Source organism: Bradyrhizobium sp. T-12 (assembly GCF_058314695.1).
The window spans coordinates 2,126,056-2,148,306 of the sequence record NZ_CM177756.1 but is presented as its reverse complement, the minus strand read 5'-3'; the positions used below and the strand labels follow the sequence as shown (position 1 = coordinate 2,148,306).

Annotated in this window: 19 protein-coding genes; 13 read left to right on the top strand and 6 right to left on the bottom strand. The window is 65.0% G+C overall.

Annotated elements, in window-relative coordinates; translation table 11 throughout:
• Positions 1-112 precede the first annotated feature (112 nt).
• From AC0WRY_RS10230 to AC0WRY_RS10220, 3 genes are all read left to right on the top strand, one after another.
• Complete coding sequence (locus AC0WRY_RS10230; RefSeq protein WP_018322718.1) at positions 113-289, top strand: hypothetical protein; 177 nt, start codon at positions 113-115, stop codon at positions 287-289.
• 120 nt (positions 290-409) lie between these two features.
• Positions 410-841 carry a pyridoxamine 5'-phosphate oxidase family protein gene (locus AC0WRY_RS10225; protein ID WP_194406860.1) on the top strand — a complete coding sequence of 144 codons (432 nt, stop codon included), beginning with the start codon at positions 410-412 and terminating at the stop codon, positions 839-841.
• A 13-nt stretch (positions 842-854) separates the two neighbouring features.
• Positions 855-1,130, top strand: coding sequence for a hypothetical protein (locus tag AC0WRY_RS10220; protein WP_194408220.1), 276 nt, complete (start codon positions 855-857; stop codon positions 1,128-1,130).
• 53 nt (positions 1,131-1,183) lie between these two features.
• Here AC0WRY_RS10220 and cax read toward each other — a convergent pair whose 3' ends face one another.
• Both cax and AC0WRY_RS10210 read right to left on the bottom strand, forming a co-directional pair.
• Positions 1,184-2,284: a calcium/proton exchanger gene (gene cax, locus AC0WRY_RS10215; RefSeq protein ID WP_194406859.1), complete on the bottom strand. Its 1,101-nt coding sequence runs from the start codon at positions 2,282-2,284 to the stop codon at positions 1,184-1,186.
• A gap of 299 nt (positions 2,285-2,583) precedes the next feature.
• Positions 2,584-3,645 carry an isocitrate/isopropylmalate dehydrogenase family protein gene (locus tag AC0WRY_RS10210; protein ID WP_194406858.1) on the bottom strand — a complete coding sequence of 354 codons (1,062 nt, stop codon included), beginning with the start codon at positions 3,643-3,645 and terminating at the stop codon, positions 2,584-2,586.
• 168 nt (positions 3,646-3,813) lie between these two features.
• Here AC0WRY_RS10210 and AC0WRY_RS10205 point away from each other — a divergent pair, with 168 nt between their 5' ends.
• Positions 3,814-5,202, top strand: coding sequence for an MFS transporter (locus tag AC0WRY_RS10205; RefSeq protein WP_194406857.1), 1,389 nt, complete (start codon positions 3,814-3,816; stop codon positions 5,200-5,202).
• 3 nt (positions 5,203-5,205) lie between these two features.
• Here the strand turns inward: AC0WRY_RS10205 and AC0WRY_RS10200 are convergent, their stop codons facing one another.
• Complete coding sequence (locus AC0WRY_RS10200; protein WP_194406856.1) at positions 5,206-6,825, bottom strand: B12-binding domain-containing radical SAM protein; 1,620 nt, start codon at positions 6,823-6,825, stop codon at positions 5,206-5,208.
• A gap of 304 nt (positions 6,826-7,129) precedes the next feature.
• Here AC0WRY_RS10200 and AC0WRY_RS10195 point away from each other — a divergent pair, with 304 nt between their 5' ends.
• From AC0WRY_RS10195 to soxA, 7 genes are all read left to right on the top strand, one after another.
• Complete coding sequence (locus tag AC0WRY_RS10195) at positions 7,130-7,579, top strand: (2Fe-2S)-binding protein (RefSeq protein WP_194406855.1); 450 nt, start codon at positions 7,130-7,132, stop codon at positions 7,577-7,579.
• An 11-nt stretch (positions 7,580-7,590) separates the two neighbouring features.
• Positions 7,591-9,777, top strand: a complete 2,187-nt coding sequence (locus AC0WRY_RS10190; RefSeq protein ID WP_194406854.1) for a xanthine dehydrogenase family protein molybdopterin-binding subunit — start codon at positions 7,591-7,593, stop codon at positions 9,775-9,777.
• Positions 9,778-9,832: 55 nt separating this feature from the next.
• Entirely contained in the window at positions 9,833-11,104 is a 1,272-nt protein-coding gene (locus AC0WRY_RS10185; protein ID WP_194406853.1) for an NAD(P)/FAD-dependent oxidoreductase, read from the top strand.
• Positions 11,105-11,312: 208 nt separating this feature from the next.
• Positions 11,313-11,726: a sulfur oxidation c-type cytochrome SoxX gene (gene soxX / locus AC0WRY_RS10180; RefSeq protein ID WP_194406852.1), complete on the top strand. Its 414-nt coding sequence runs from the start codon at positions 11,313-11,315 to the stop codon at positions 11,724-11,726.
• An 8-nt stretch (positions 11,727-11,734) separates the two neighbouring features.
• Positions 11,735-12,202, top strand: coding sequence for a SoxY-related AACIE arm protein (locus tag AC0WRY_RS10175; protein WP_491123048.1), 468 nt, complete (start codon positions 11,735-11,737; stop codon positions 12,200-12,202).
• Positions 12,202-12,519 (top strand): thiosulfate oxidation carrier complex protein SoxZ, encoded by a 318-nt coding sequence (gene soxZ, locus AC0WRY_RS10170; protein WP_194406850.1) that lies wholly within the window; start codon positions 12,202-12,204, stop codon positions 12,517-12,519. The genes AC0WRY_RS10175 and soxZ overlap by 1 nt, the downstream gene beginning before the upstream one ends.
• Positions 12,516-13,295, top strand: a complete 780-nt coding sequence (soxA, locus tag AC0WRY_RS10165) for a sulfur oxidation c-type cytochrome SoxA (RefSeq protein ID WP_194406849.1) — start codon at positions 12,516-12,518, stop codon at positions 13,293-13,295. Before soxZ ends, soxA begins: the two co-directional genes overlap by 4 nt.
• Positions 13,296-13,348: 53 nt before the next feature.
• Here soxA and AC0WRY_RS10160 read toward each other — a convergent pair whose 3' ends face one another.
• Both AC0WRY_RS10160 and AC0WRY_RS10155 read right to left on the bottom strand, forming a co-directional pair.
• Positions 13,349-15,016, bottom strand: a complete 1,668-nt coding sequence (locus tag AC0WRY_RS10160) for a regulator (protein ID WP_194406848.1) — start codon at positions 15,014-15,016, stop codon at positions 13,349-13,351.
• A complete protein-coding gene (locus AC0WRY_RS10155; protein WP_194406847.1) occupies positions 15,013-15,726 on the bottom strand; it encodes a cysteine hydrolase family protein in 714 nt (237 codons plus the stop codon). Before AC0WRY_RS10155 ends, AC0WRY_RS10160 begins: the two co-directional genes overlap by 4 nt.
• A gap of 397 nt (positions 15,727-16,123) precedes the next feature.
• Between AC0WRY_RS10155 and AC0WRY_RS10150 the strand changes: the two genes are divergently transcribed.
• The gene (locus AC0WRY_RS10150) at positions 16,124-17,404 is read left to right on the top strand and encodes a glycoside hydrolase family 75 protein (protein WP_194406846.1); all 1,281 of its coding nucleotides are present in this window, start codon (positions 16,124-16,126) and stop codon (positions 17,402-17,404) included.
• Between the two features lie 11 nt (positions 17,405-17,415).
• Here AC0WRY_RS10150 and AC0WRY_RS10145 read toward each other — a convergent pair whose 3' ends face one another.
• On the bottom strand, positions 17,416-18,363 hold the full coding sequence (locus AC0WRY_RS10145; RefSeq protein WP_194406845.1) for a hypothetical protein: 948 nt from the start codon (positions 18,361-18,363) through the stop codon (positions 17,416-17,418).
• A gap of 165 nt (positions 18,364-18,528) precedes the next feature.
• On the opposite strand from AC0WRY_RS10145, the gene AC0WRY_RS10140 reads away from it, so the two are divergent.
• Positions 18,529-22,005: an indolepyruvate ferredoxin oxidoreductase family protein gene (locus AC0WRY_RS10140; protein WP_194406844.1), complete on the top strand. Its 3,477-nt coding sequence runs from the start codon at positions 18,529-18,531 to the stop codon at positions 22,003-22,005.
• The last annotated feature ends 246 nt before the right edge of the window (positions 22,006-22,251 follow it).

Here is a 22,251-nt window from a genome sequence, read left to right as displayed (position 1 = left end):
CCCATTTCGGAATCGCGGCATGTCGGAAGGGTTCCTCGCGAATCCGCGCGGCTCTATGCCGGAACGGTCGATCCGCCAACGCGTTAGCTCTCATATATAGAAGGAGAACATCATGAGCGTTGAAGGCAAGATCAAGGAAGGCGCCGGTTACATCAAGGAAGAGATGAACGAGCACGGCAAGGATCCCGAGAGCCAGCGCAAGGCCCAGGAGGGGCGCGATCTTCGCAACGAGGGCCGCATGGAAGACGGCAAGCCGCCGAAGACCACCAAGCCCGGCACCGGCCACTGAGCCGATCTGATTCAACACCGCCTCCGGTCAAAGCCGGGGGCGGTTTTTGTTTGAGCGATACGAGAGCGAGGAACGTGAGGTTCATCCCGCCGTTGCTCAAGCCTCATTGGAGGAAAGTTCATGCCCAAGACGTCGCTTGCCGAAATCGCGAAGGACATGGCCGGGATCGACATCGCCATTCTTTCGACCCACACCGAGATCGGCGAGATCGCCAACCGTCCAATGAGCAACAACGGCGATGTCGCCTATGACGGCACGTCCTACTACTTTGCTTATGAGCAAACGCGGACCGTGTCGGACATCCAGCGCAATCCGAAAGTCGCGCTCGGGTTTTCGTCGGAAGCGGGCCTGTTTTCGAACGGGATCTACGTCGCCGTCGAAGGGACCGCCGAGCTGATCCGCGACAAGGCGGCTTTCCAACAGCATTGGATTAGCGATCTCGACGATTGGTTCGACGACGGCATCGATACGCCAGGCCTCGTCCTGATCAAGGTCAAAGCCAACCGCATCACTTATTGGAAGGGCGGTGAAGAGGGTGAGGTTAAGCTCTGACCTGCGCGGGAACGTGCGGCGATTTCTTGAGTGGTTCTTCAGAAGCCGTGAAACTGGTGCCATCACCATCGCGCAGTGGCCGAATCTCGTCCTCTGGATCGTGATCGTTGCGGGAGTTCTGCTTTGGATCTGGCCTGCCGCAGGCAAATCCAGCGTCGCTTTGACGATCGTCATGAAAGCCGGACTGATCATCTGGGGCGCCGACGAGATCTTTCGCGGCGTGAATCCGTGGCGACGCTGTCTCGGCGCCGCCGTCGTCGTCTATGTGGTCACGACCGTTCTGCCGTGAAGCCATGGACATGACCGGCGGGGGGGGTGACCCTCAGGACAGACGAACGCCCTTCATCCCTGGCCCGCCGGCGGCACCACATAGAGCGTCAGCGCGAAAACCGCATAGATGAAGATCATCAGCGCGCCGACGAACCATGCCGAGCGGCCGCTGGCGGTGATGTAGGCCGACGTGACCGTCGCGATCATCACCATGGTGACGGCGCCCGGCCAAAACTGCAGGTCCATCGGCTTCGGCCCCACGACATAGCTGAGCAGCACCAGCGCGGGTGCGACGAACAGCGCGATCTGCGAGGCGCTGCCGAGCGCGATGCTGACGGCCATGTCGAGCCGGTCCTTGCGCGCCGCACCGAACGCCACCGCGAATTCGGCGGCGGCGCCGACCAGCGAGACGACGATGAAGCCGACAAAGGCCGGGCTCATTCCGAAGGTTTCCGCCGCCTTCTGTACTGATTCCACGAAAATCTCGCTGACCAGCGCGACCAGCACGGTGACGACCAGCAGCGTGCCCACGGCTAATCCGATCGGCCAGTGCGCCTCCTTGTCGTCGCCGTGATCGGCGCTGGCGAACAATTCCTTGTGGGTCACGAGTGAGAACCACAAACCGAGTGCGTAAGCGAGGATCAGGAGGATTGAAATGCCGAGGCTGAGCTTATTCAGAACGCCCCCGTCCGGCGGCAGGTGCTCGAGATCGGCGACCGCCGAAGGCGCAAGCAACGCCACGGTTGCCATCAACAGCAGGCCCGACGAGAGCCGCGCGCCGGCGCGGTTGTACTCCTGCACGTGGTAGCGCAAGCCGCCGAGCAGCAGGCAGGCCCCCAGCATGAACACCGCGTTGGTGACGATCGCGCCCGCGATCGAGGCCTTCACCAGCATGTACTGGCCTGCGCGCAGCGCGGTGATGGCGATGATCAGTTCGGTGAGATTGCCGAGCGTGGCATTGAGCAGTCCGCCCACGGCATCGCCTGTCTTCGCGGCGACCGCCTCGGTGGCATGGCTGAGCAGGGCCGCGAGCGGCACGATGGCCAGTACCGCCAGCACGAACAGCAGCGTGTGGGAATGCGGGGCCGCCTTCTCGGCCACCAGCACGATGGGCACGAACACCAGCATCCAGAGCAAAGGAGTATTCCGGATTTCCCTGAGTAGGATCTGCATGTCGGCCGCTCTTTCCATCGATGCCTCATGGAAAGGTCCGCGAGCTTGCTGCGGGAGTGTTGATCTGGCTCAACGTCGGCCGACAGATGCGCGCCGCCATTAGCGACCGATCCGGGCAAACTAGGTGGGAGTGCACCGTGCCCCAGTCCCCAGGGCCAGGCAGCGGCTCAGTGTTTTGCCCGATGGCTCAACTTGATCGCGGCTGCGGACGCCCCCTCGGAAACGTTTCGAAAATCCCTTATCAATCAAGGGACTTCTACTGTGCATGGGGTTGTTCTTCGACTTTTTGGTCTGGAGCCTCACCCCGCCTGCAGGATCTCCGCAACCGCCGCCCCCGCCGCGATGGTGCCGAGCTTGCCGCCGACATCCCGCGTCGCCCTGCCCTCGCCGATCGCTTTGGCCACCGCCGCCTCGATCGCACGCGCGGCCTCTTCATAGCGGACGGCGCCCGTCTTCTCGCCGTGCCAGGCGAGCAGCAGCGCTGTCGACAGGATCAGCGAGATCGGATTGGCGACATCCTGTCCGGCGATATCGGGCGCCGAGCCATGCGCGGCCTGCGCCATGGCGTAGCGCTCGCCGACATTGAGCGAGCCGCCGAGGCGGAGGCTGCCGGAGAGCTCTGCCGTGAGATCGGACAGGATGTCGCCGAACATGTTGGTGGACACGATGACGTCGAAACGGTCGGGACTGCGCACCACATGCGCCATCATGGCATCGACCAGGATGTCGTCGACCGCGAGGCCGGGATAGGCCTTCGCCGCCTCGCGGCAGATGTCGAGGAACATGCCGTCGCCGATCTTGAGCACATTGGCCTTGTGCACGATGGTGAGATGCCTGCGCCGCTTCATCGCCAGACGGCAGGCGGCATGGGCGATGCGTTCGCAGCACAGCCGCGTGATCCGGCGCAGCGAGATCACGACGTCGGGCGTGACCAGCATCTCGCCATTGCCCTGTTCCAGATTGCGGTCGGCATAGAAGCCTTCAGTGTTCTCGCGGACCACGACGAGGTCGAAATCACTGATGCGGCCCGGCCTCCCCGCATAAGTGCGCGCGGGCCTGATATTGGCGTAGAGGTCGAGGTTCTTGCGAAAATGACGGGACGGATTGATCTCGCCACGCGCCTCGTCCTTGAAGTCGAACGTCGCGGTCGGGCCCAGGATCAGGCCGTCGGCGGCCCGGACGATGTCGAGCAGCTCTGGCCGTACCGTGGTGCCCGACAGCTTCAGGCTGGCATGCCCGACCGCATGCTCCTCGAGGCGCAGGTCGAGCTGGAAGCGCTCGGACGCCGCGCGCAGCACGCCCGTGGTCGCGGTCGTGATCTCAGGTCCGATGCCATCACCGGGCAGAACGACGATTTGCATGGCGCTTCCCTCGTTGCAGCAGCTGGCGCGATCATACGCCCGCGCGAAGCACCATCGCCCAGCCTTCGCGCATACACATCATGCACGCATATGCCTGTGGAAGCAGCGCGGGCCGTAGTACATGCCAATGTCCCCTCAGCGAGGCCGCCGGAGCAACGCGCCAACGCAATGACAATCACGTTACCTGCCGCCGCGCGCGAGCCCGATCATCCCATCGCCGATGGCCTTCCGGCCGCCCAGCGCCGCTGGGCGATCGCGGCGATCTTCACCGCGCTGGCGATGGCCTCGCTCGACACTGCGATCGCCAACATCGCCTTGCCCGCGATTGCCGCCGATTTGCATGTCTCACCGGAGCAGTCGGTCTGGGTGGTCAACGTCTACCAGATCGCACTGGTGGCGACGCTGCTGCCGCTCGGGGCGCTCGGCGAGATCGTCGGGCACCAGCGCATCTATCTCGGCGGCCTGATCCTGTTCACCATCGCCTCGTTGTTCTGCGCGGTGGCGTGGTCGCTGGAGAGTCTCCTGGTCGCGCGCACGCTGCAGGGCTTAGGTGCGAGCGGCATCATGAGCGTCAACACGGCGCTGGTGCGCTTCGTTTATCCGGGCCGGATGCTCGGCCGCGGTTTTGGCCACAACGCGCTCGTTGTCGCGACCGCCTTCACGTTCGGGCCGTCGATCGCCTCTGCCATCCTCGCGCTCGGCCCGTGGCCCTGGCTGTTCGCCGTCAACATCCCGTTCGGCCTCGTCGCGATCGGCATCGGCTTTGCAATGCTGCCGAAAACGCCGCGCGCCGATCATGGCTTCGATTTCCTCGGCGCGGTGCTGGCGTCGGCCTGCCTCGGCCTGTTCATCACCGGCATCGGCAGCGCCGCGCACAATCTCTCGCCTGTCCTCGTCGGCATCGAGCTGGTCGCCGCCCTTGCGCTCGGCTTGATCCTGACGCGGCGGCACGCCGATCATCCGGCGCCGATGCTGCCGATCGACCTGTTCGCCCGGCCGATGTTCGCGCTGTCGGCGGCGACGGCCGTGTGCTCCTTCGCCGTGCAGGGCCTCGCCTTCGTCTCGCTGCCGTTCTATTTCGAGGACGTGCTCGGCCGCTCGCAGGTCGAGACCGGCTTCTTCATGACGCCATGGCCGCTCGTGGTCGGCATCATGGCGCCGATCGCCGGGCGCCTGTCAGACCGCCATGCGGTCGGCCTGCTGGGCGGCATCGGCCTCGTGCTGCTCGGCCTCGGCATGGCGCTGCTCGCAACACTGCCGGCCAACCCCGCCATTGCCGACATCATCTGGCGGATGGTGATCTGCGGCATGGGGTTCGGGTTCTTCCAGGCGCCGAACATGAAGGCGGTGATGTCGAGCGCGCCGCCGCATCGCAGCGGCAGCGCCTCCGGCATCGTCGCCACCGCGCGGTTGACGGGACAGACGACGGGCGCCGCGCTTGCCGCGGCCTGCTTTGCGCTCGCCGGCCACGAGGGCGCAACGCTGGCTCTGGCGCTCGGTGCCGGCTTTGCCGCCCTCGGCAGCGTGATGAGCTTCCTGCGGCTGGCGGTGAAGTAATCCTCAGGCCAAATGGCGGGCCGCCGTCACATCGACGGCCGCCGCCGGAACGATCGTCTCGTCGTCCAGCGCGGCCAGGCGCGCATCGATGGCATCGATGACCTTTCGCGAGAACGGCCCGAGATGCGCATAGGCCGCGATCATCTGCACCGCGATCCGCGCGGATGACGTGTCACGCTTGGCGCAATTCATGAAGGTCTGCCACAGCGGCCCGCGCGCCTCGGGAATGGCGGTGACGACCTTGTGCACGGTCTCCATCGCGCCGACCCTGGCGCGGATGTCGCCCTCGGCGAGCTCGTGGCGCTGCCTGGAGCGGTCGAGCAGCGTCATCAGCTTGTCGACGCGGCCGGCGTAGGCGGCCGGGCTGTACACGCGCTCCAGCACGGTCTTGTAGTCCGTCAGAATGTCGCGCAGCGGCCGCACCGGATCGAAATTGATGCCGCCGGTGCACTGGTCGCCGCCCGTTGTCGAAGCCAGATCATGATCCGGATGCAGCCGGCCCTCCTTGGCGAGCCGCCGCGTCAGCTGCGTGTTCGGCAACGCATACAGTAGCCCGACCATGGCGACGGGAATCGCGGCCTCCTCGATGAAGTCGATCATCGCCTCCGCCATCGAGACCTTCTCGTTGTCGAAGCCGACGATGAAGCCGGCGGTAACAAGCATGCCGGCCGCGTAGATCTTATGGATGCTCTCGGCGATGTTGCGCCGCGTGTTCTGCTTCTTGCGCATCGCGACCAGCGTTGCGGGATCGGGGCTCTCGATGCCGACGAAGATGCCGAAGAAATTGGCGGCGCCCATCAGCTCCAGCAATTCAGGATCGTCGGCGAGATTGACCGACGCCTCGGTCGACAGCTCGAAAGGATAGTTGTGGGCGCGCTGCCACTCGGCCAGCTGCGGCAGGAACTGGCGCAGTGACTTCTTGTTGCCGATGAAATTGTCGTCGACGAAGTCGAGATGGCCGCGGTAGCCCATGTTGTAGAGCGTCTCGAGCTCGACGAACATCTGCTCGGTCGTCTTGGTCCTGGGCACGCGGCCGTAGAGCTCGATGATGTCGCAGAACTCGCAGGTGAACGGGCAGCCGCGCGAATATTGCACACCGAGATAGAGATAGTCCTCGAACTTCAGGAGGTCGAAACGCGGCACCGGCGTCCTGGTGACGTCGGCCTGGAATTTCGGCGCGGTGAAGATGCCGGAGCGGGCTCCGCCCTCCCAGGCCGCGATGAATTCGTCGATGACGCTCTCGGCCTCGCCGAGCACCCGGAAGTCAGCCTTTTCATAGACGTGGGGGCTCGACGTGGGATCGGGACCGCCGACGACAACCGGCTTGCCCGCCGCACGGCATTTGTCGATCAGGTGCAGCGTATCCGCCTGCTGCGGCAACATGCCGCCGGTGAATACGACGTCAGCCCAGGCGAGATCGTCGTCACCGAACGCCTGCGTGTTGCAGTCGATCAGCCGGACGGTCCAGCTCGACGGCAACATCGCCGCGACCGTAATCAGACCGAGAGGAGCGGCGGGACGCCGGACGCCCATCAGCTTGCAGGATTCGCCGAAGCTCCAGAACGATTCCGCCGTGAACAGCGGATAGAGCATCAGCACGTTGCAGGGGCTCGGCACGATCATGGAACTCCTCTGGCGTCGTTCGCACTGTAGCAAAGCATCGCCGACTTGCATCCCGACATTGGTGGCAAATTACGCTGGGCGGAACACCGGAACGTCGTCTCAGGCCGCCTGTTGGCGGCAAGAGAGAAGCCTCCGCTCGGACCCGGGCGGGCTTCGACGCGACCCCGCTTGGCCCATGATCTTCCCACACCCGCGAAAATTTTCGGCAGCCACCCCGCGGACTGTTGATTTGAACAGTTCCATTTTGCCGGACACATTGCGCGCCTGCGTCCAATCGGTGGATTGGGCCAATCAGGGGACTGCGATGGCAAACCTAATAATCAACGGAAAAACCTTCACTCTCGACGTCGAGCCGGATACGCCGCTGCTCTGGGCGATTCGCGAGAATGCCGGCCTGACCGGCACCAAATACGGTTGCGGCATTGCACAATGCGGCGCCTGCACGGTCCACATCGAAGGCGTCGCCACCCGCTCCTGCGGCGTCTCGGTCAGCGAGGCCGAGGGCAAGAAGATCACCACGATCGAGGGGCTCGCCTCGGGCGGCACCCTGCACAAGGTCCAGGAGGCCTGGATCGCCCAGGACGTGCCGCAATGCGGCTATTGCCAGAGCGGCATGATCATGGCGGTGGCGGCGCTGCTGACCGAGAAGCCGAAACCGACCGACGCCGACATCGACGAGGCCATCACCAATATCTGCCGCTGCGGCACCTTCCAGCAGGTGCGCGAAGCGATCCACACGATCGCAAGCGCCTAAAGGAGCCGCCCATGAACAAGCATGTTTCTCCCAAGATGAATCGCCGTGCCTTCGTCATCGGCAGTGCCACGCTCGGCGCCGGCCTCGCCATCGGCCTCGACATCCCCTTCGGCGGGCCCGCCATTGTGCGCGCGGCCGACGGCTCGCCCGAAATCGGCGCCTGGGTCGTGGTCAGGCCGGACGACACCGTGGTGATCCGCATCGCCCGCTCCGAGATGGGCCAGGGCTCGCTGACGGGTCTCGCCCAGCTTGTCGCCGAAGAGCTCGAATGCGACTGGACCAAGGTCACGACCGAATATCCGACACCGGGCCAGAGCGTCGCACGCAAGCGCGTCTGGGGCGATTTCTCGACCGGCGGCAGCCGCGGCATCCGCTCCTCGCAGGACTATGTCCGCAAGGGCGGCGCCACCGCGCGCGTGATGCTGATCCAGGCCGCCGCCGACGCATGGAAGGTGCCGGCCTCCGAATGCTCGGCCGAAAACAGCGTCATCACGCATAAGGCGTCGGGCCGGACCACGACCTACGGCAAGGTCGCCGAAGCCGCCGCGAAGCTGACGCCGCCGGCCGAGGTCAAGCTGAAGGACCCGAAGGACTGGAAGCTGATCGGCAAGGGCGTGAAGCGCCTCGACACCGTCGACAAGACCACCGGCGCCATGATCTACGGCGCCGACGTCAAGCTGCCGGGCATGCTGAATGCCGCGATCAAGGACTGCCCGGTGTTCGGCGGCAAGCTGAAGAGCTTTGACGAAGCCAAGATCGCCGGCATGAAAGGCGTCAAGAAGGTCGTCAAGGTCGGCGACACCGCCGTTGCTGTGGTCGCCGACACCTGGTGGCACGCCAAGACCGCGCTGGAGGCCCTGCCGATCGTCTGGGACGAAGGCGACAACGCCAAGGTCTCCAGCGAGTCGATTGCGAAATGGCTCAACGAGGGCCTCGACGATTCTCAGCCGGCCTATGTCGGCAACAAGAACGGCGATGCCAAGGCCGCGATTGCGAGTGCGGCAAAGAAGGTCGAAGCCGTCTACTCCTATCCCTACCAGAACCACGCCACGATGGAGCCGATGAACGCCACCGCGCTCTACACCGCGGATAAATGCGAGGTCTGGTGCGGCACGCAGAACGGCGAAGCCGCCTTCGCTGCAGTGCTGGAAGCGTCCGGCCTGCCCGCGGAGAAGTGCGACGTCCACAAGGTAATGCTGGGCGGTGGTTTCGGCCGGCGCGGCCAGACCGACTATGTCCGCCAGGCGGTCGTCATCGCCAAGCAGATGCCGGGCACACCGATCAAGCTGTTGTGGTCGCGCGAAGAGGACATGGCGCATGGCCGGTATCACCCGATCACCCAGTGCAAGATGACCGGCGCGTTCGATGCCAACAACAATCTGGTCGCGCTGCACTACCGCCTGTCCGGACAATCGATCCTGTTCTCGCTGCGCCCCGAGGCGCTGCAGAACGGCATGGATCCGGCGGCGTTCCAGGGCGTCGCTCAATCGGGCGAAGCCGCGTTCGGCTATTCGGTGCCGAACCTGCTGGTCGAGCACGCGATGCGCAACCCGCACGTTCCGCCCGGCTTCTGGCGCGGCGTCAACGTCAATCACAACGCGATCTACATGGAATGCTTCATGGACGAGCTGGCCCAGGCCGCAGGCCAGGACCCGCTCGAATTCCGCCGCAAGCTGATGGGCAATCACCCCAAGCACATCGCGGTGCTCAATGCGGTCGCGGAGAAGATCGGCTGGGACAAGCCGGCGCCACAGGGCATCTATCGCGGCATCGCCCAGGTCATGGGCTATGGCAGCTATGTCGCCGGCGCCGCCGAGATCTCGGTGACCGACGGCAGCAAGATCAAGGTGCATCGCATCGTCGCCTCCACCGACCCCGGCTACGTCGTCAATCCGGCGCAGGTGGAGCGGCAGATTGCGGGCTCCTTCGTCTATGGCCTCTCCGCGCTGTTCTACGGCGGCTGCACTGTCAAGGACGGCAAGATCGAGCAAACCAACTTCGACACCTACAACTCGATGCGCATCAACGAGATGCCGAAGGTGGAATCGGTGATGGTGCCGAGCGGCGGGTTCTGGGGCGGCGTCGGCGAGCCGACCATCGGTGTTGCCGCGCCGGCGGTGCTGAACGCCTATTTCGCCGCGACCGGCAAGCGCATCCGCTCGGTGCCGCTGCGCGACCAGAACATCACCTTCGCCTGAGAAACGCCGCGGCGGCCACGATAGCCGCCGCGGCACATTTTTCCGGACAAGCCTCATGAATGTGCCGGTGACACGGCGGAATGCCGTCCTCGGCATCGCCGCCGCGGCCGCATCGCTCGCCACACCTTCGATCCTGCGTGCGCAATCGGCAGGCCGCATCGTCGTGGTCGGCGGCGGCTTCGGTGGCGCGGCCTGCGCGCGTGCGCTCAAGCGCGCCGACGCGAACCTGCAGGTCACCCTGATCGAGCCGAACAAGGTTTTCACGTCCTGCCCGTTCAGCAACGAGGTGATCGCCGGGCTGCGCAAGATGGAGACGCAACGCTTCGGCTATGACAGGATCGCGGCCGAGGGCATCGTCGTGGTGGCTCAGGCCGCGACGGCCATCGACCCGCAAAAGCGTAGCGTGACCACAGCCGAAGGCACCGCGTTTGCCTATGATCGTCTCGTGCTCTCCCCCGGCATCGACTTCCATGGCGAGGCCCTGCCCGGCTATGACGAGGCCGCATCGGACAAGATGCCGCATGCCTGGAAGGCCGGCGCGCAGACGCTGCTGCTGCGCAAGCAGCTGGAAGCGATGGCAGATGGCGGCACGGTCGCCATTGCAATCCCGGCCAATCCGTCGCGCTGCCCGCCTGCGCCTTACGAGCGCGCCAGCCTGATCGCGCATTACCTGAAGACGAACAAGCCACGCTCGAAAGTCCTGATCCTCGACGCCAAGGACAATTTCTCCCAGCAGCGGCTGTTCGAGAGGGCGTGGAAGGAGCTGTACGGCGACATGATCGAGCGCGTTGGCCTGTCGCAAGGCGGCCGCGTCACCTCCGTCGATCCTGGGACCATGACCATCGTCACCGAGTTCGGCAATTACACCCCTGACGTCGCCAACGTCATCCCGCCGCAACGTGCGGGACGCATCGCCGAGATCGCGGGCGCTGCAGATACGACCGGCTGGTGCCCAATCGATCCCGTGAGCTTCGAGTCGAAACTCGTCAAAGACATCCATGTCATCGGCGATGCCTGCCTCGGCGGCGGCATCCCCAAATCGGCGTCGGCCGCAAGCGGGCAAGGCAAGGCCTGCGCCGCCGCCATCGTCCGTCTCCTCGCCGGCCGCGCGCCGGAAACGCCGCGGCTCACAGGCGTCTGCTACAACACCGTCGCACCCGGCTACGGCTTCTCCCTTGCCGGCAATTACCAGCCAAGAGGCGACATCTTCGCCGAGGTCGAAGGCGGCGCGACCAGTCCGGTCGATGCGCCACGCGAATTGCGGGCCCGCGAAGCCGCGGAGGCGGAGCGCTGGTTTCAAACCATCACGGCGGACACCTTTGGCTAGAGCGATGATGGACCAAGCTTGCCGCGAACACCTCGGTGCGCTCCCTCCCCCGCCTGCGGGGGGTGTCTCCACTCGCGAGAATCTCCAAGAAGCGAGAACCCTCACCCTCGCCTTCGGTTCGACCTCTCCCGCAAGCGGGAGAGGTAAGTGGAGTTCGCGGCAGTCGCAGCCATCCTTCCCGACATCTGCGATTGTCGCATTCCTCATAATGGGCCTCACCTTTGCCAGCGTTGTGCACGCGGACGAACTCGTCTCCTACAACATCGTCGGCGATGGCATTCCAACCTCGCTCACCGGCTCGCCTGGCGATGCCGCGCGCGGACGGACCCTGGTGCTCGCACGCAGCACGACCTGCATCCTCTGCCATTCCGGCCCCTTCCCGGAAACGCGGTTCCAGGGCGACCTCGCGCCTGACCTCACCGGGGCCGGGAACCGATGGACGGCGAGCCAGTTGCGGCTTCGACTGGTCGATGCCTCGCGATTCAACGCAGAGACCATCATGCCGTCCTACTATCGCAACGACGGCCTCGTGCGGGTCGGACGCAATTTTGCCGGCAAGGCGATATTGTCGGCCGCCGAGATCGAGGACATCGTGGCCTTTCTTGCAACGCTTCGTGACTAGGACTGTTCATGCCAACCACGCGACGACAATTCTTGAGCCTCGCCGGAGGCATCACCGCCGCCGGAACGCTCCCGATCGTCACCCTGCGTCCGCTTCGGGCAACGCCCGCGATGCTCAATGGTGCGATCCGCAACATCGTCGGCGAAGCATCCGTCAGCACCGGCAGGGTGAAGCTCGATATTCCTCCGCTGGTCGAGAACGGCAACACCGTGCCGATGACGGTGAGCGTCGCAAGCCCGATGACGGCTGACGATTACGTCAAGAGCATTCACGTCTTCAACGAGAAGAACCCGCAGCCGAACATCGGCAATTTCTATCTCGGCCCCTCCTCCGGCCGGGCCCAGGTCTCGACCCGCATCCGCCTTGCCGACACCCAGAAAGTGGTGGCGATCGCGCGTATGTCCGACGACACGTTCTGGCAGGTTGTCGCCGACGTGGTCGTGACGCTGGCGGCCTGCACCGAGGAGATGAACTGATGGCCGCGCTCATCAACGTTCCCGCGAAGGCCAAACGCGGCGACGTCATCGAGATCCGTACGCTGACCTCGCACATCATGGAAACAGGCTTCCGCCACACTGTGGACGGCAAGCTGGTGCCGCGCGACATCATCACGAGCTTCATTTGCCGTTACAACGGCGCCGAGATCTTCCGCGCCGACCTGTTTCCGGCGATCGCGGCCAATCCCTATCTGTCGTTCTTCACCGTCGCCAAGGAGAGCGGCAAGTTCGAGTTCGAATGGATCGGCGACAACGGCTACTCGTCCACCGCGTCGGCATCGATCACGGTCGAATGAGCGTTTGGCGCGCGATAGCCGCGGCGACCTTGTTCGCTGTGGCCCCTGCCCTGCTCGCCGGTGAAATTCCGCCCGATGCGCGCCGGTCCGGCTATTCGTTCATGGGACCCGACACCCGGGCGATGCAGGACGACGACACCTCCAATCCGGCCATGCTGTTCGTGCTCGACGGCGAACAGCTGTGGGCGAAGAAGACCGGCAGCGCGGAGAAGGCCTGCGCGGATTGTCATGGCGATGCGCGCGGCAGCATGAAGGGCGTCGCGGCGCGCTACCCCGCGATCGACACGACGCTCGGCCGCCCCGTCACGCTCGACCAGCGCATCAATCTCTGCAGAGCCGATCATCAGCAGGCGACGCCGCTGCCCTACGAGAGCCGCGACCTCCTCGCGCTCTCCGCCTTCGTCGCCCATCAATCGCGCGGGGCCGCGATCACGGCCGGGGACGATCCGCAGGCCAAACCCTTCGTGGAGCAAGGCCGCGAGCTCTTCATGCGGCGCGAGGGTCAGCTCAATCTCGCTTGCACCAATTGCCACGACGACAATTTCGACAAGCGCCTCGCGGGCGCGCCGATCACGCAGGGACAGCCGACCGGCTATCCGCTCTACCGCCTGGAATGGCAAACGCTGGGATCGCTGGAGAGGCGCTTGCGCAGCTGCATGAGCGGCGTGCGCGCCCAGGCTTATGAGTACGGCTCGCCCGAGCTGGTCGCGCTCGAGCTCTATCTGATGTCGCGGGCGCATGGCCTGCCGATGGAGACACCGGCAGTGCGGCCCTGAAGCGAAAGCGGCCGGCACAGGCCGGCCGCTTCACGGAAGGCCGCGCTGTTCTGCTATTCCGCCGGTGCGGCAGACATCTCCGGATGCGAGGCATAATGTTCGCCGGCGCCGAGCCTGCTGGCCGCGAACAGGCCAGCGGCCATCGCGGCATAGGCCAGCGCGACCGCGGGTGTGACGCCGAAGCCGCCGCCGATGCCGACCGCCTCGCCATGCATGAAGCCGAAATAGGTCAGCACGGCACCGACCAGCGCAAACGCCGAGGCTTTCTCGAAATCCCGCTCGATGATGAAGACGCCGATCGCACCCAGGATGAGGCCACCGAGGATGGAGCCGCCGCCCATCACCTCGAGGCCGTGGTAGAACACGCCCTGCTGCGGCAGCGCTGCGATCGCGGCAGCCTTCACCGCGTCGGCCTTGTCGGCGGCCATCCCGCCGACGGTTGCCGCCGCATTCATGGTCGAACCGAGCATCGTGTCGATCTGCAGCTTGGCCCAGGCGGCCAGATGCGGCGTCAGCGCCAGCACGATCGCGGGCGCGTGCTTGACCGGCGTGGTCTGGAACGCCTGCGCGCCGATCAGCATGCCGATGTAGAGCAGGATCGGCGAGATCGCGACCACGGGCACGAGTGCCAGCAGCACCGAGATGATGCCGAACCAGGCCAGCACGATTACCATGATGCCGGTTGCCGCCGAATAGCCGATGCGGCCGCCCATCGCCTTCCAGCCGGGATGGCCGATATAGACGGCATTGATGAAGGGATTGCCCATCAGGCAGCCGATCAGGCTGACGACGCCGTCGGCCGTGAGCACCCGCGTGGTCGGATATTCGTCGCCGGCCGCTTCCGCGCTCTCGACATTGTCCATGGCCTCGACGAGGTCGTAGATGCCGAACGGAATGGCGGTGACGAGGATGATGCCGAGAAATTCGAAACCGGAGAAGACGTGGCCGATTGCCGGGATCGGCACCGAGAAGCCGAAGTTCGCGAAGGCATCGCCAACGCCCTTGATGCTCAAGCCTCCGAGACCGAGCCCGAACAGGTTCGAGCCCCAGGCGATGACCATGCCGACCGCGATGGCGACGAGGCCTGCGGGAATGCCCCGCGGATATTTCACGCCGCCGAACCAGCTCACCAGGATGATGGCGAAGCAGACCAGGCCAATCTGCGGCGTCATGTACATTTCCAGCGCCGGCCGCATCGAGATGAAGGTGACGGAGACGCCGGCGAGCGTGCCGAGCAGTGCCGCGCGCGGCGTGATCTTGCGAATGAACGGCGCAATGAAGCCGCCGATCATGAGAATGAAGCTCTGGAAGAACACCCAGACCAGGCCGGCGGACCAGCCCTTGAGCGGATCACCCGTCTTCAGTGTGATCGGCAGCATGATCACGAAGGTGACGATGAACATGTGCGGCACGCTGACGCCCGAGGGCAGCGCGCAGACATCGTTGCGACCGGTCTTCTGCGCCAGACGGTAGGCAAGGTAGGCGTAGTAGAACGTCGAGAGGCACATCATCAGCCCGAGCGCGGGCAGGATGCGGCCGAACACCAGACTGTCCGGCATCTTCAGGACGAAGCGCAACAGGCCCGTGAGCACCAGCATGTTGACTAGGATGTTGGTGCCGAAGCCGAAAAACGCGTTCCAATCGCCAGATGTCCATAGTGCCGGCTTGAAACCGGACGTATCGATCTCAGACTTGCCGGCCGTCCCCGTCAATGTGCTCATGATCGTCCCCCTGATGTGGTCGAAGTCCTCATTGCCTCCAGAACTGCGGCCGAGTCCGTGACCCAGCCGAAGATGCCGCCTTGGGCCTTGATCATCTTCAGGCCCATCTCGTGAAACTCGGGAAAGTAGGACGCGCAGCCGTCCGACATGACGACGCAGCGGTAGCCGCGGTCATTAGCCTCGCGCACCGTGGTGTTGACGCACACTTCGGTGGTGACGCCGCACACCAGCAGGTTTTCGATACCGTATCTCTCCAGGACGTCGCCGAGCTCAGTGGCGTAGAACGCGCCTTTGCCGGGCTTGTCGATCACGACCTCGCTGTCGAGCGGATAAAGTGCGGGAATGATGTCGTGGCCGGCCTCGCCGCGAATGAGGATGCGGCCCATCGGGCCGGGATCGCCGATGCGAAGACTCGGCGCGCCGCGCTCGATCTTCGCCGGCGGCGCATCGGAGAGATCGGGCAGATGGCCTTCGCGGGTGTGGATCACCAGCATGCCGGTGTCGCGCGCCGCCGCCAGCACCGCGCCGATCGGCTTCACCGCGCGCGCCAGCTGGCTGACGTCGTTGCCCAGCGTCTCGCCGAAGCCACCGGGCTCCATGAAGTCGCGCTGCATGTCGATAATCAGAAGCGCGGTGGCGGACCAGTCGAGTGCGATCGGCTCGGGCTCGGCGCTGATGACGCCCAATGTCGGCTTGCTCAAGTCCAGCATGACGCCCGCCCCTCGCGAGAACTGCGCCAGGAGTTCTGCAAGCGGCGTGCCATTGTGTACAATTGCGACGGCGTGCAGGCCGCGGAGGAATTCGAAGCACGCTCAGAAGGTTAGGAAGAACGCCTGTGCCTGCTTATTCCCTGTGCGACGGCTTTGCGGCGTGCATTTGCCTAGAGGATGAGCGGCGCGACTTTGGTCTCCATCATTCCGAGGCACGCTGCGCCTGCGAGTCTCGGCAGCAACGCCGTCTCCCCCGGCAGGTCAGCGTTAGATAAAGCCGAGGCCCGGCCGCGCATCCTGCCGCTTGGCGGGTGTCCCGTCCCCACCCGATCTTGCACCGGCCGACAAATCGGGTAGCATTCTCTCATTGCGCAACATTTGATTGTGGAGTTTTCCGATGGCCATTTCACTGGGCGACCTCGTCCCGGAATTCCGCTCGCTGGTCAGCGAGTTGCTTCAAGCCTGTGCGGCAAACGGCGTCACCATGGTGCCGACCGAAAGCGTCAGGACGCCGGCGCAGCAGGCGCGCTACTGGCGGCAATCGCGTTCGATCATCGAGATCAACAATGCGATCGCGACGCTTCGGCAAAACGGCGCGTCGTATCTTGCGGACGTGCTGCAGTCGGTCGGCCCCCAGAACGGAGACGAGGTGACCAAGGTCCTTCCGGGGAACAGCTGGCATCAATGGGGCGAGGCCGTCGACTGCTTCTGGGAGGTCGAGGGAAGAGCCGAATGGTCCACGACCAGGAAGATCAACGGCATCAACGGCTATCAGGTCTACGCCCAGGAAGCGAAGCGGCTCGGTCTGACCGCAGGCCTGCTCTGGCCGCGGTTCAAGGATGCGCCGCATGTTCAACTACGGTCCGACGACAATCCGATCTCGTCCGGTCTGACATGGCCGCAGATCGATCAAACCATGCGCGAACGCTTCGGCGGCGCGCCTGCCGTCGCCAATTTTGGTGCCGAAATGCTGGGGGTCGCGCCGGCGCACGACCCCATCCGGCTCGCCTATAGCGCTCCCGAGGGTTGGCAGGTCTACGAGACGACCGATGTCTGCGCGGCCGTCTTCCGCGGCCGCTTCGCGGTCGACGCAGACGGGGCGCCGAAGGCCTATCACCAGAACAACGCCATCGCGCTCGATTTCCTCGCGAACGCTGGACGGCCCGGAAACTGGTGGGCGCTCGTGACCGATGCGCACGGCGTTCCCAGGGTTCAGGACAATGCGGATCCGGCGCCCGGCTATTATGTCGCAACGACATCGCTGACCAACCCCGGTTTCCCTGCCGATCGGCCCAGCCACTACATCGATGCGAGCACCATTCCGTTCGTCGTCCTGCCCGGCGGCCGCTTCCGGCACTTCACCTCGGCGAAAGTGCTGCGGCTCGGCGACCTTGGAGTCGCCTACAACAAGCTGAACGGCAAGCTCTGCTTCTGTCAGTTTGCCGAGACGGGCCCGGCCGACAAGATCGGCGAAGGCTCGATCGCGCTGGCTTCCAGCCTCGGCATCAATGCCGATCCCAAGCGGGGCGGCCTCGGAACGCGAGACGTGATCTGGACGGTGTTCGCCGGTTCGGGCGTGGGCCGAGGAATGTCGATTGCGGAGATCAATGCGACGGCACAGCCCATCTTCGAGCAATGGGGCGGGATGGCGCGCATGCGGTCATACGAACAGCTCTGACGTCGCCTGGCCTACGCGCCGTATAGCAGCCGATACTCTTCCTCGTACGGCGCGTAAGAATCCTTCAGCGTCGCCATGTTCAACAGCATGGTCGCAACCAGCGTGTTCGTCTTGTCGAACACGCTGGTCCTGGCCCAGGCGCTTTCGGTGCGGCGGCTGCCGGAGAGCGCAACCACCTCGCGCTCGACCTGGTACTCCTCGCCCTCGAAGAGCGGCCCCTTCACCAGGCGGATCTGCTGGTCGGCGAACAGGCCGACGGCCGGTCCCTTGGCCGGCAATGGATCGTCCTTGGAGCGATACTGGAACAGCACGCTCAGCATCTCCATGGGGATGATGGCCCTGCCCCACGGATTGTCGGCGCCGGAATAATAAGGCGAACTCTCGGTGATGACCGCGAGCTTCTGCCTGAGGGAGAACGGATAGAGGTCGCCCATGATCTGGTCGAACGCCATCCGTACCGTCTGCCGCTTGCCGGTCACGCCGACCCGCACGTCGCGCAGGATCACGGGATCGGCCAGCGGTTTGAGCTCGGCAAGGCGGGCCTCCAGTGCCGTCGCTGCATGGGGTTCACCGACGGACGCCGTGCCGCGCAGCACCTCCGTGCCGTCGTGCTTGACCATCTGGACCTGGCACTGACTGTTGCCGGGCAACGGCTTCGACAGGATTGCCTGCACCTCCTCGCCCTCATAGCAGACGCTGCGATAATGCGCGGACAGACATCCGGTCTCGAACCAGGCGCGGCCCCACAGACGCGCGCCGAGCGGCGCAAACTGGCTGAAATGCGTGGGACCCTCGATGGTGCCGCCCTTGAAGCCGAGCTTCTGCGCGGTGGCGTCGTCGTGGATCGAGGCATGCGCGTCGTAAGTTTGGGCCTGCAGCATCTGACGCGGCTGGCGCCATGGGCCGACCAGGGCCTCGGTCGTCTCGGTGATTTGAGTGTCGAATGCGTTTGCAGCCATGATGTCCTCCGCCAGCAAGCCATGACGAGCAGGAGCGCCACGGATGCGGCCAGCGATATTGACTTCGCCGGCCCATGCTCTTGACTGGGTATCTTCCGCTTCGCAAAGCCGCAAGCCTCCCGCGGCGCAAAATCCCTCCCGGACCAGGACAACAAGGACCTTGAAATGACGCTGTTGCAGGTCGAGCTGGACGACAAATACCGGCTCGAATCGAAGCGGATCTTCCTGTCCGGCACACAGGCCCTGGTCCGCCTGCCCATGCTGCAGCGCGAACGCGACCGGCTCCAGGGGCTGAGCACTGGCGGCTTCGTCTCCGGCTATCGCGGCTCCCCGCTCGGCATGTACGACCACGCGCTGTGGCGCGCGAAGTCGCATCTCCAGCAGCACGACATCGCCTTCGTCCCCGGACTGAACGAGGACCTGGCGGCAACCGCGGTCTGGGGCAGCCAGCAGGTCGGCCTGTTTCCCGGCGCCAAGGTCGATGGCGTGTTCGGCATCTGGTACGGCAAAGGCCCGGGTGTGGACCGCTCGGTCGATGCGCTCAAGCACGCCAATGCGGCCGGCACCGCGCTCAACGGCGGCGTGCTCGCGCTCGCCGGTGACGACCATGGCTGCCAGTCCTCGACGCTGGCGCATCAGAGCGAGCAGGTGTTCGCGGCGGCAATGATCCCCGTGATCAATCCCGCAACGCTGCAGGACTATCTCGATCTCGGCCTGTACGGTTTTGCGCTGTCGCGCTTCTCCGGCTGCTGGGTTGGCTTCAAGGCGATCAGCGAGACCGTCGAGAGCTCTGCGTCGATCGACAGCGATCCCGAGCGTATCAAAATTGTCCTTCCTGATGATTTCGAAATGCCGCCCGGCGGCCTCAACATCCGCTGGCCCGATCCGCCGCTCGAAGCGGAGAAGCGCCTGTTCGGGCCGAAGATGGCGGCCGTGCAGGCCTTTGCCCGCGCCAACCAGCTCGACCGCATCGTGCTCGATTCCAAACCCGCGCGGCTCGGTATCGTCGCGACCGGCAAGGCCTATCTCGATCTGCGGCAGGCGCTGGCCGATTTGGGCATCACCGACAAGGACGCGCAGGATCTCGGCCTTCGCATCTACAAGGTCGCGCTGACCTGGCCCTTGGAGGAAAGCGGCGCCAAGCGTTTTGCGGAAGGCCTGCAGGACGTGCTCGTGGTCGAGGAGAAGCGCGGCTTCATCGAAGACCAGCTGATGCGAATACTCTACAATATCGACGCCTCAAAGCGCCCGACCGTCACAGGCAAGCGCGACGAGCGCGGCGCGCCGCTGCTGCCGAGTGAGGGCGAGCTGACGCCGACCATCGTCGCGGGCGCATTGGTGGCGCGCCTGCGCAAGCTCGGCCATCACAGCCCGGTGCTGGAGCAGCGCCTTGCCCGGCTCGAGGCCTTCGACAATCCGGTCGCCGCAAGCACGCAGATCAAGCTCGCCCGCACGCCGTTCTTCTGCTCGGGCTGCCCGCACAACACCTCGACGCGCGTGCCCGAAGGCAGCCGCGCCATGGCCGGCATCGGCTGCCACGGCATGGCGCTGAGCATGCCGACCCGCCGCACCGATCTGATCTCGCATATGGGCGCCGAGGGCGTGAACTGGATCGGCCAGTCGCCCTTCACCAGCGAGACGCACATCTTCCAGAACCTGGGCGACGGCACCTACACCCATTCGGGCTTGCTGGCGTTGCGCGCGGCATCGGCCGCCGGCATCAACATCACCTACAAGATCCTCTACAACGACGCCGTTGCCATGACCGGCGGTCAGCCGGCGGAAGGCGCCTTCAATGTCGCGCAGATCGCACACCAGGTCTGGGCCGAAGGCGTCAAGCGGCTCGCGATCGTCTCCGACGATCCCGCCAAGTATCCGCAAGGCAATTACTTCCCGCAAGGCGCGACCATCCATCATCGCCGCGAGCTCGATGCCGTGCAGCGCGAGCTGCGCGACATCAAGGGCCTCACGGTCCTGATCTACGACCAGACCTGCGCCGCCGAGAAGCGCCGCCGCCGCAAGCGCGGGCTCTATCCGGATCCTGCCAAACGCGCCTTCATCAACGAACTGGTCTGCGAAGGCTGCGGCGATTGCTCGCAGGCCTCCAACTGCGTCTCGGTGCAACCGCTGGAGACCGAGTTCGGCCGCAAGCGCCAGATCGACCAGTCGAATTGCAACAAGGACTTCTCCTGCGTCGAAGGCTTTTGCCCCAGCTTCGTGACCGTGCATGGCGGCAGCCTGAAGCGCATGAAGACGTCGGCGGTGGATTCCGGCCAGCTGTTCGCCGATTTGCCGCTGCCGCCGGCGCGCGAGCTCGACGGCCCCTACAACATCCTCGTCACCGGCATCGGCGGCACCGGCGTCATCACCATCGGCGCAGTGCTCGGCATGGCCGCCCATGTCGATGGCCGCGGCTGCTCGGCGCTCGATTTCACGGGCCTGTCGCAGAAGAACGGCGCGGTGATGAGCCATGTTCGCATCGCCCCGAAGCCGGAAGATATTTCGGCAGTCCGCATCACCACGGGCGGTGCCGACGTCATCCTCGGCTGCGACATGATCGTCTCGGCAGGTCCCGCCGCGCTCAGCCGCGCCGAACGCGGCGTGACCAAGGCCTTTGTCAACGCCGATCTGCAGCCGACCGCGAGCTTCGTGCAAAACCCCGACCTCGATTTCGAGATGGGCACGATGCAGACCGTGCTGCGTGACGCCGTCGGCGACACGAACCTCGACATCATCGATGCGACAGGCATCGCCGCGGCGCTGATGGGCGACAGCATCGCGACCAACCCCTTCATGCTCGGCTTCGCCTTCCAGAAGGGCGCGATCCCGCTGTCGTTGGAGGCCCTGCTGCGCGCCATCGAGATCAATGGCGCCGCGATCGAGATGAACAAGCTCGCCTTCACCTGGGGCCGTCTCGCAGCCCATGACATGTCGCGGGTGCGCAGCGTGCTGCAGTTCAAGAACCGCGCCGCCGCGCCGACCAAGTCGCTCGACGACATCATCGCGACGCGCGCCGAATTCCTGACCTCCTATCAGGACAAGGCCTATGCCGACCGCTATCTCGCTGAGGTCGCCAGGGTGCGCAAGGCTGAGAATGCCGCCTCGCCGGCGTCCACGGAGCTGACCGAGGCGGTCGCCAAGAACCTGTTCAAGCTGATGTCCTACAAGGACGAGTACGAGGTCGCGCGGCTCTACACCGACGGCAGCTTCGCGAAGAAGGTGTCGGAAAAGTTCGATGGCGATTTCACGCTGAAATACCATCTCGCACCGCCGATCTTTGCCAAGCGCGACAAGGTGACGGGCCGGCTTCAGAAGCAGGAGTTCGGCGGCTGGATGCTCCACGCCTTCCGCGTTCTCGCCAGCCTGAAATTCCTGCGCGGCAGCGCGTTCGATCCGTTCGGCCGCACCGACGAGCGCCGGACCGAGCGCAAGCTGGTCGAAGATTATCTGGCGATGATCGACCGGCGGATCGTCGGGCTGAAGGCCGGGCAGATCCCGCTGCTGACGCGGCTTTCGCGCGTGCCCGAGACGATCCGCGGCTTTGGCCACGTCAAGGAAGCCAACGTCAAACTGGCGGCGGCCGAGACGGCGCGCCTGGAAGCGGAGCTGGAGAACAGCCGCTTTGCCGCGGCGGCGGAGTAACCTTCAGAGCCCGCGCTCCCTCCGCGTCATTGCGAGGAGCCCTTGCGACGAAGCAATCCAGACTGCCTCCGCGGAGAGATTCCTGGATTGCTTCGCTGCGCTCGCAATGACGGGGGTCGTAGGACGCGCTCGTCACACACTCAGTGTCATCGCCCGCGAAGGCGGGCGATCCGGTACTCCGAGACGGTTGTGATTTGACCGATAGGCCGCGGCGTACTGGATGCCCCGCTTTCGCGAGGCATGACA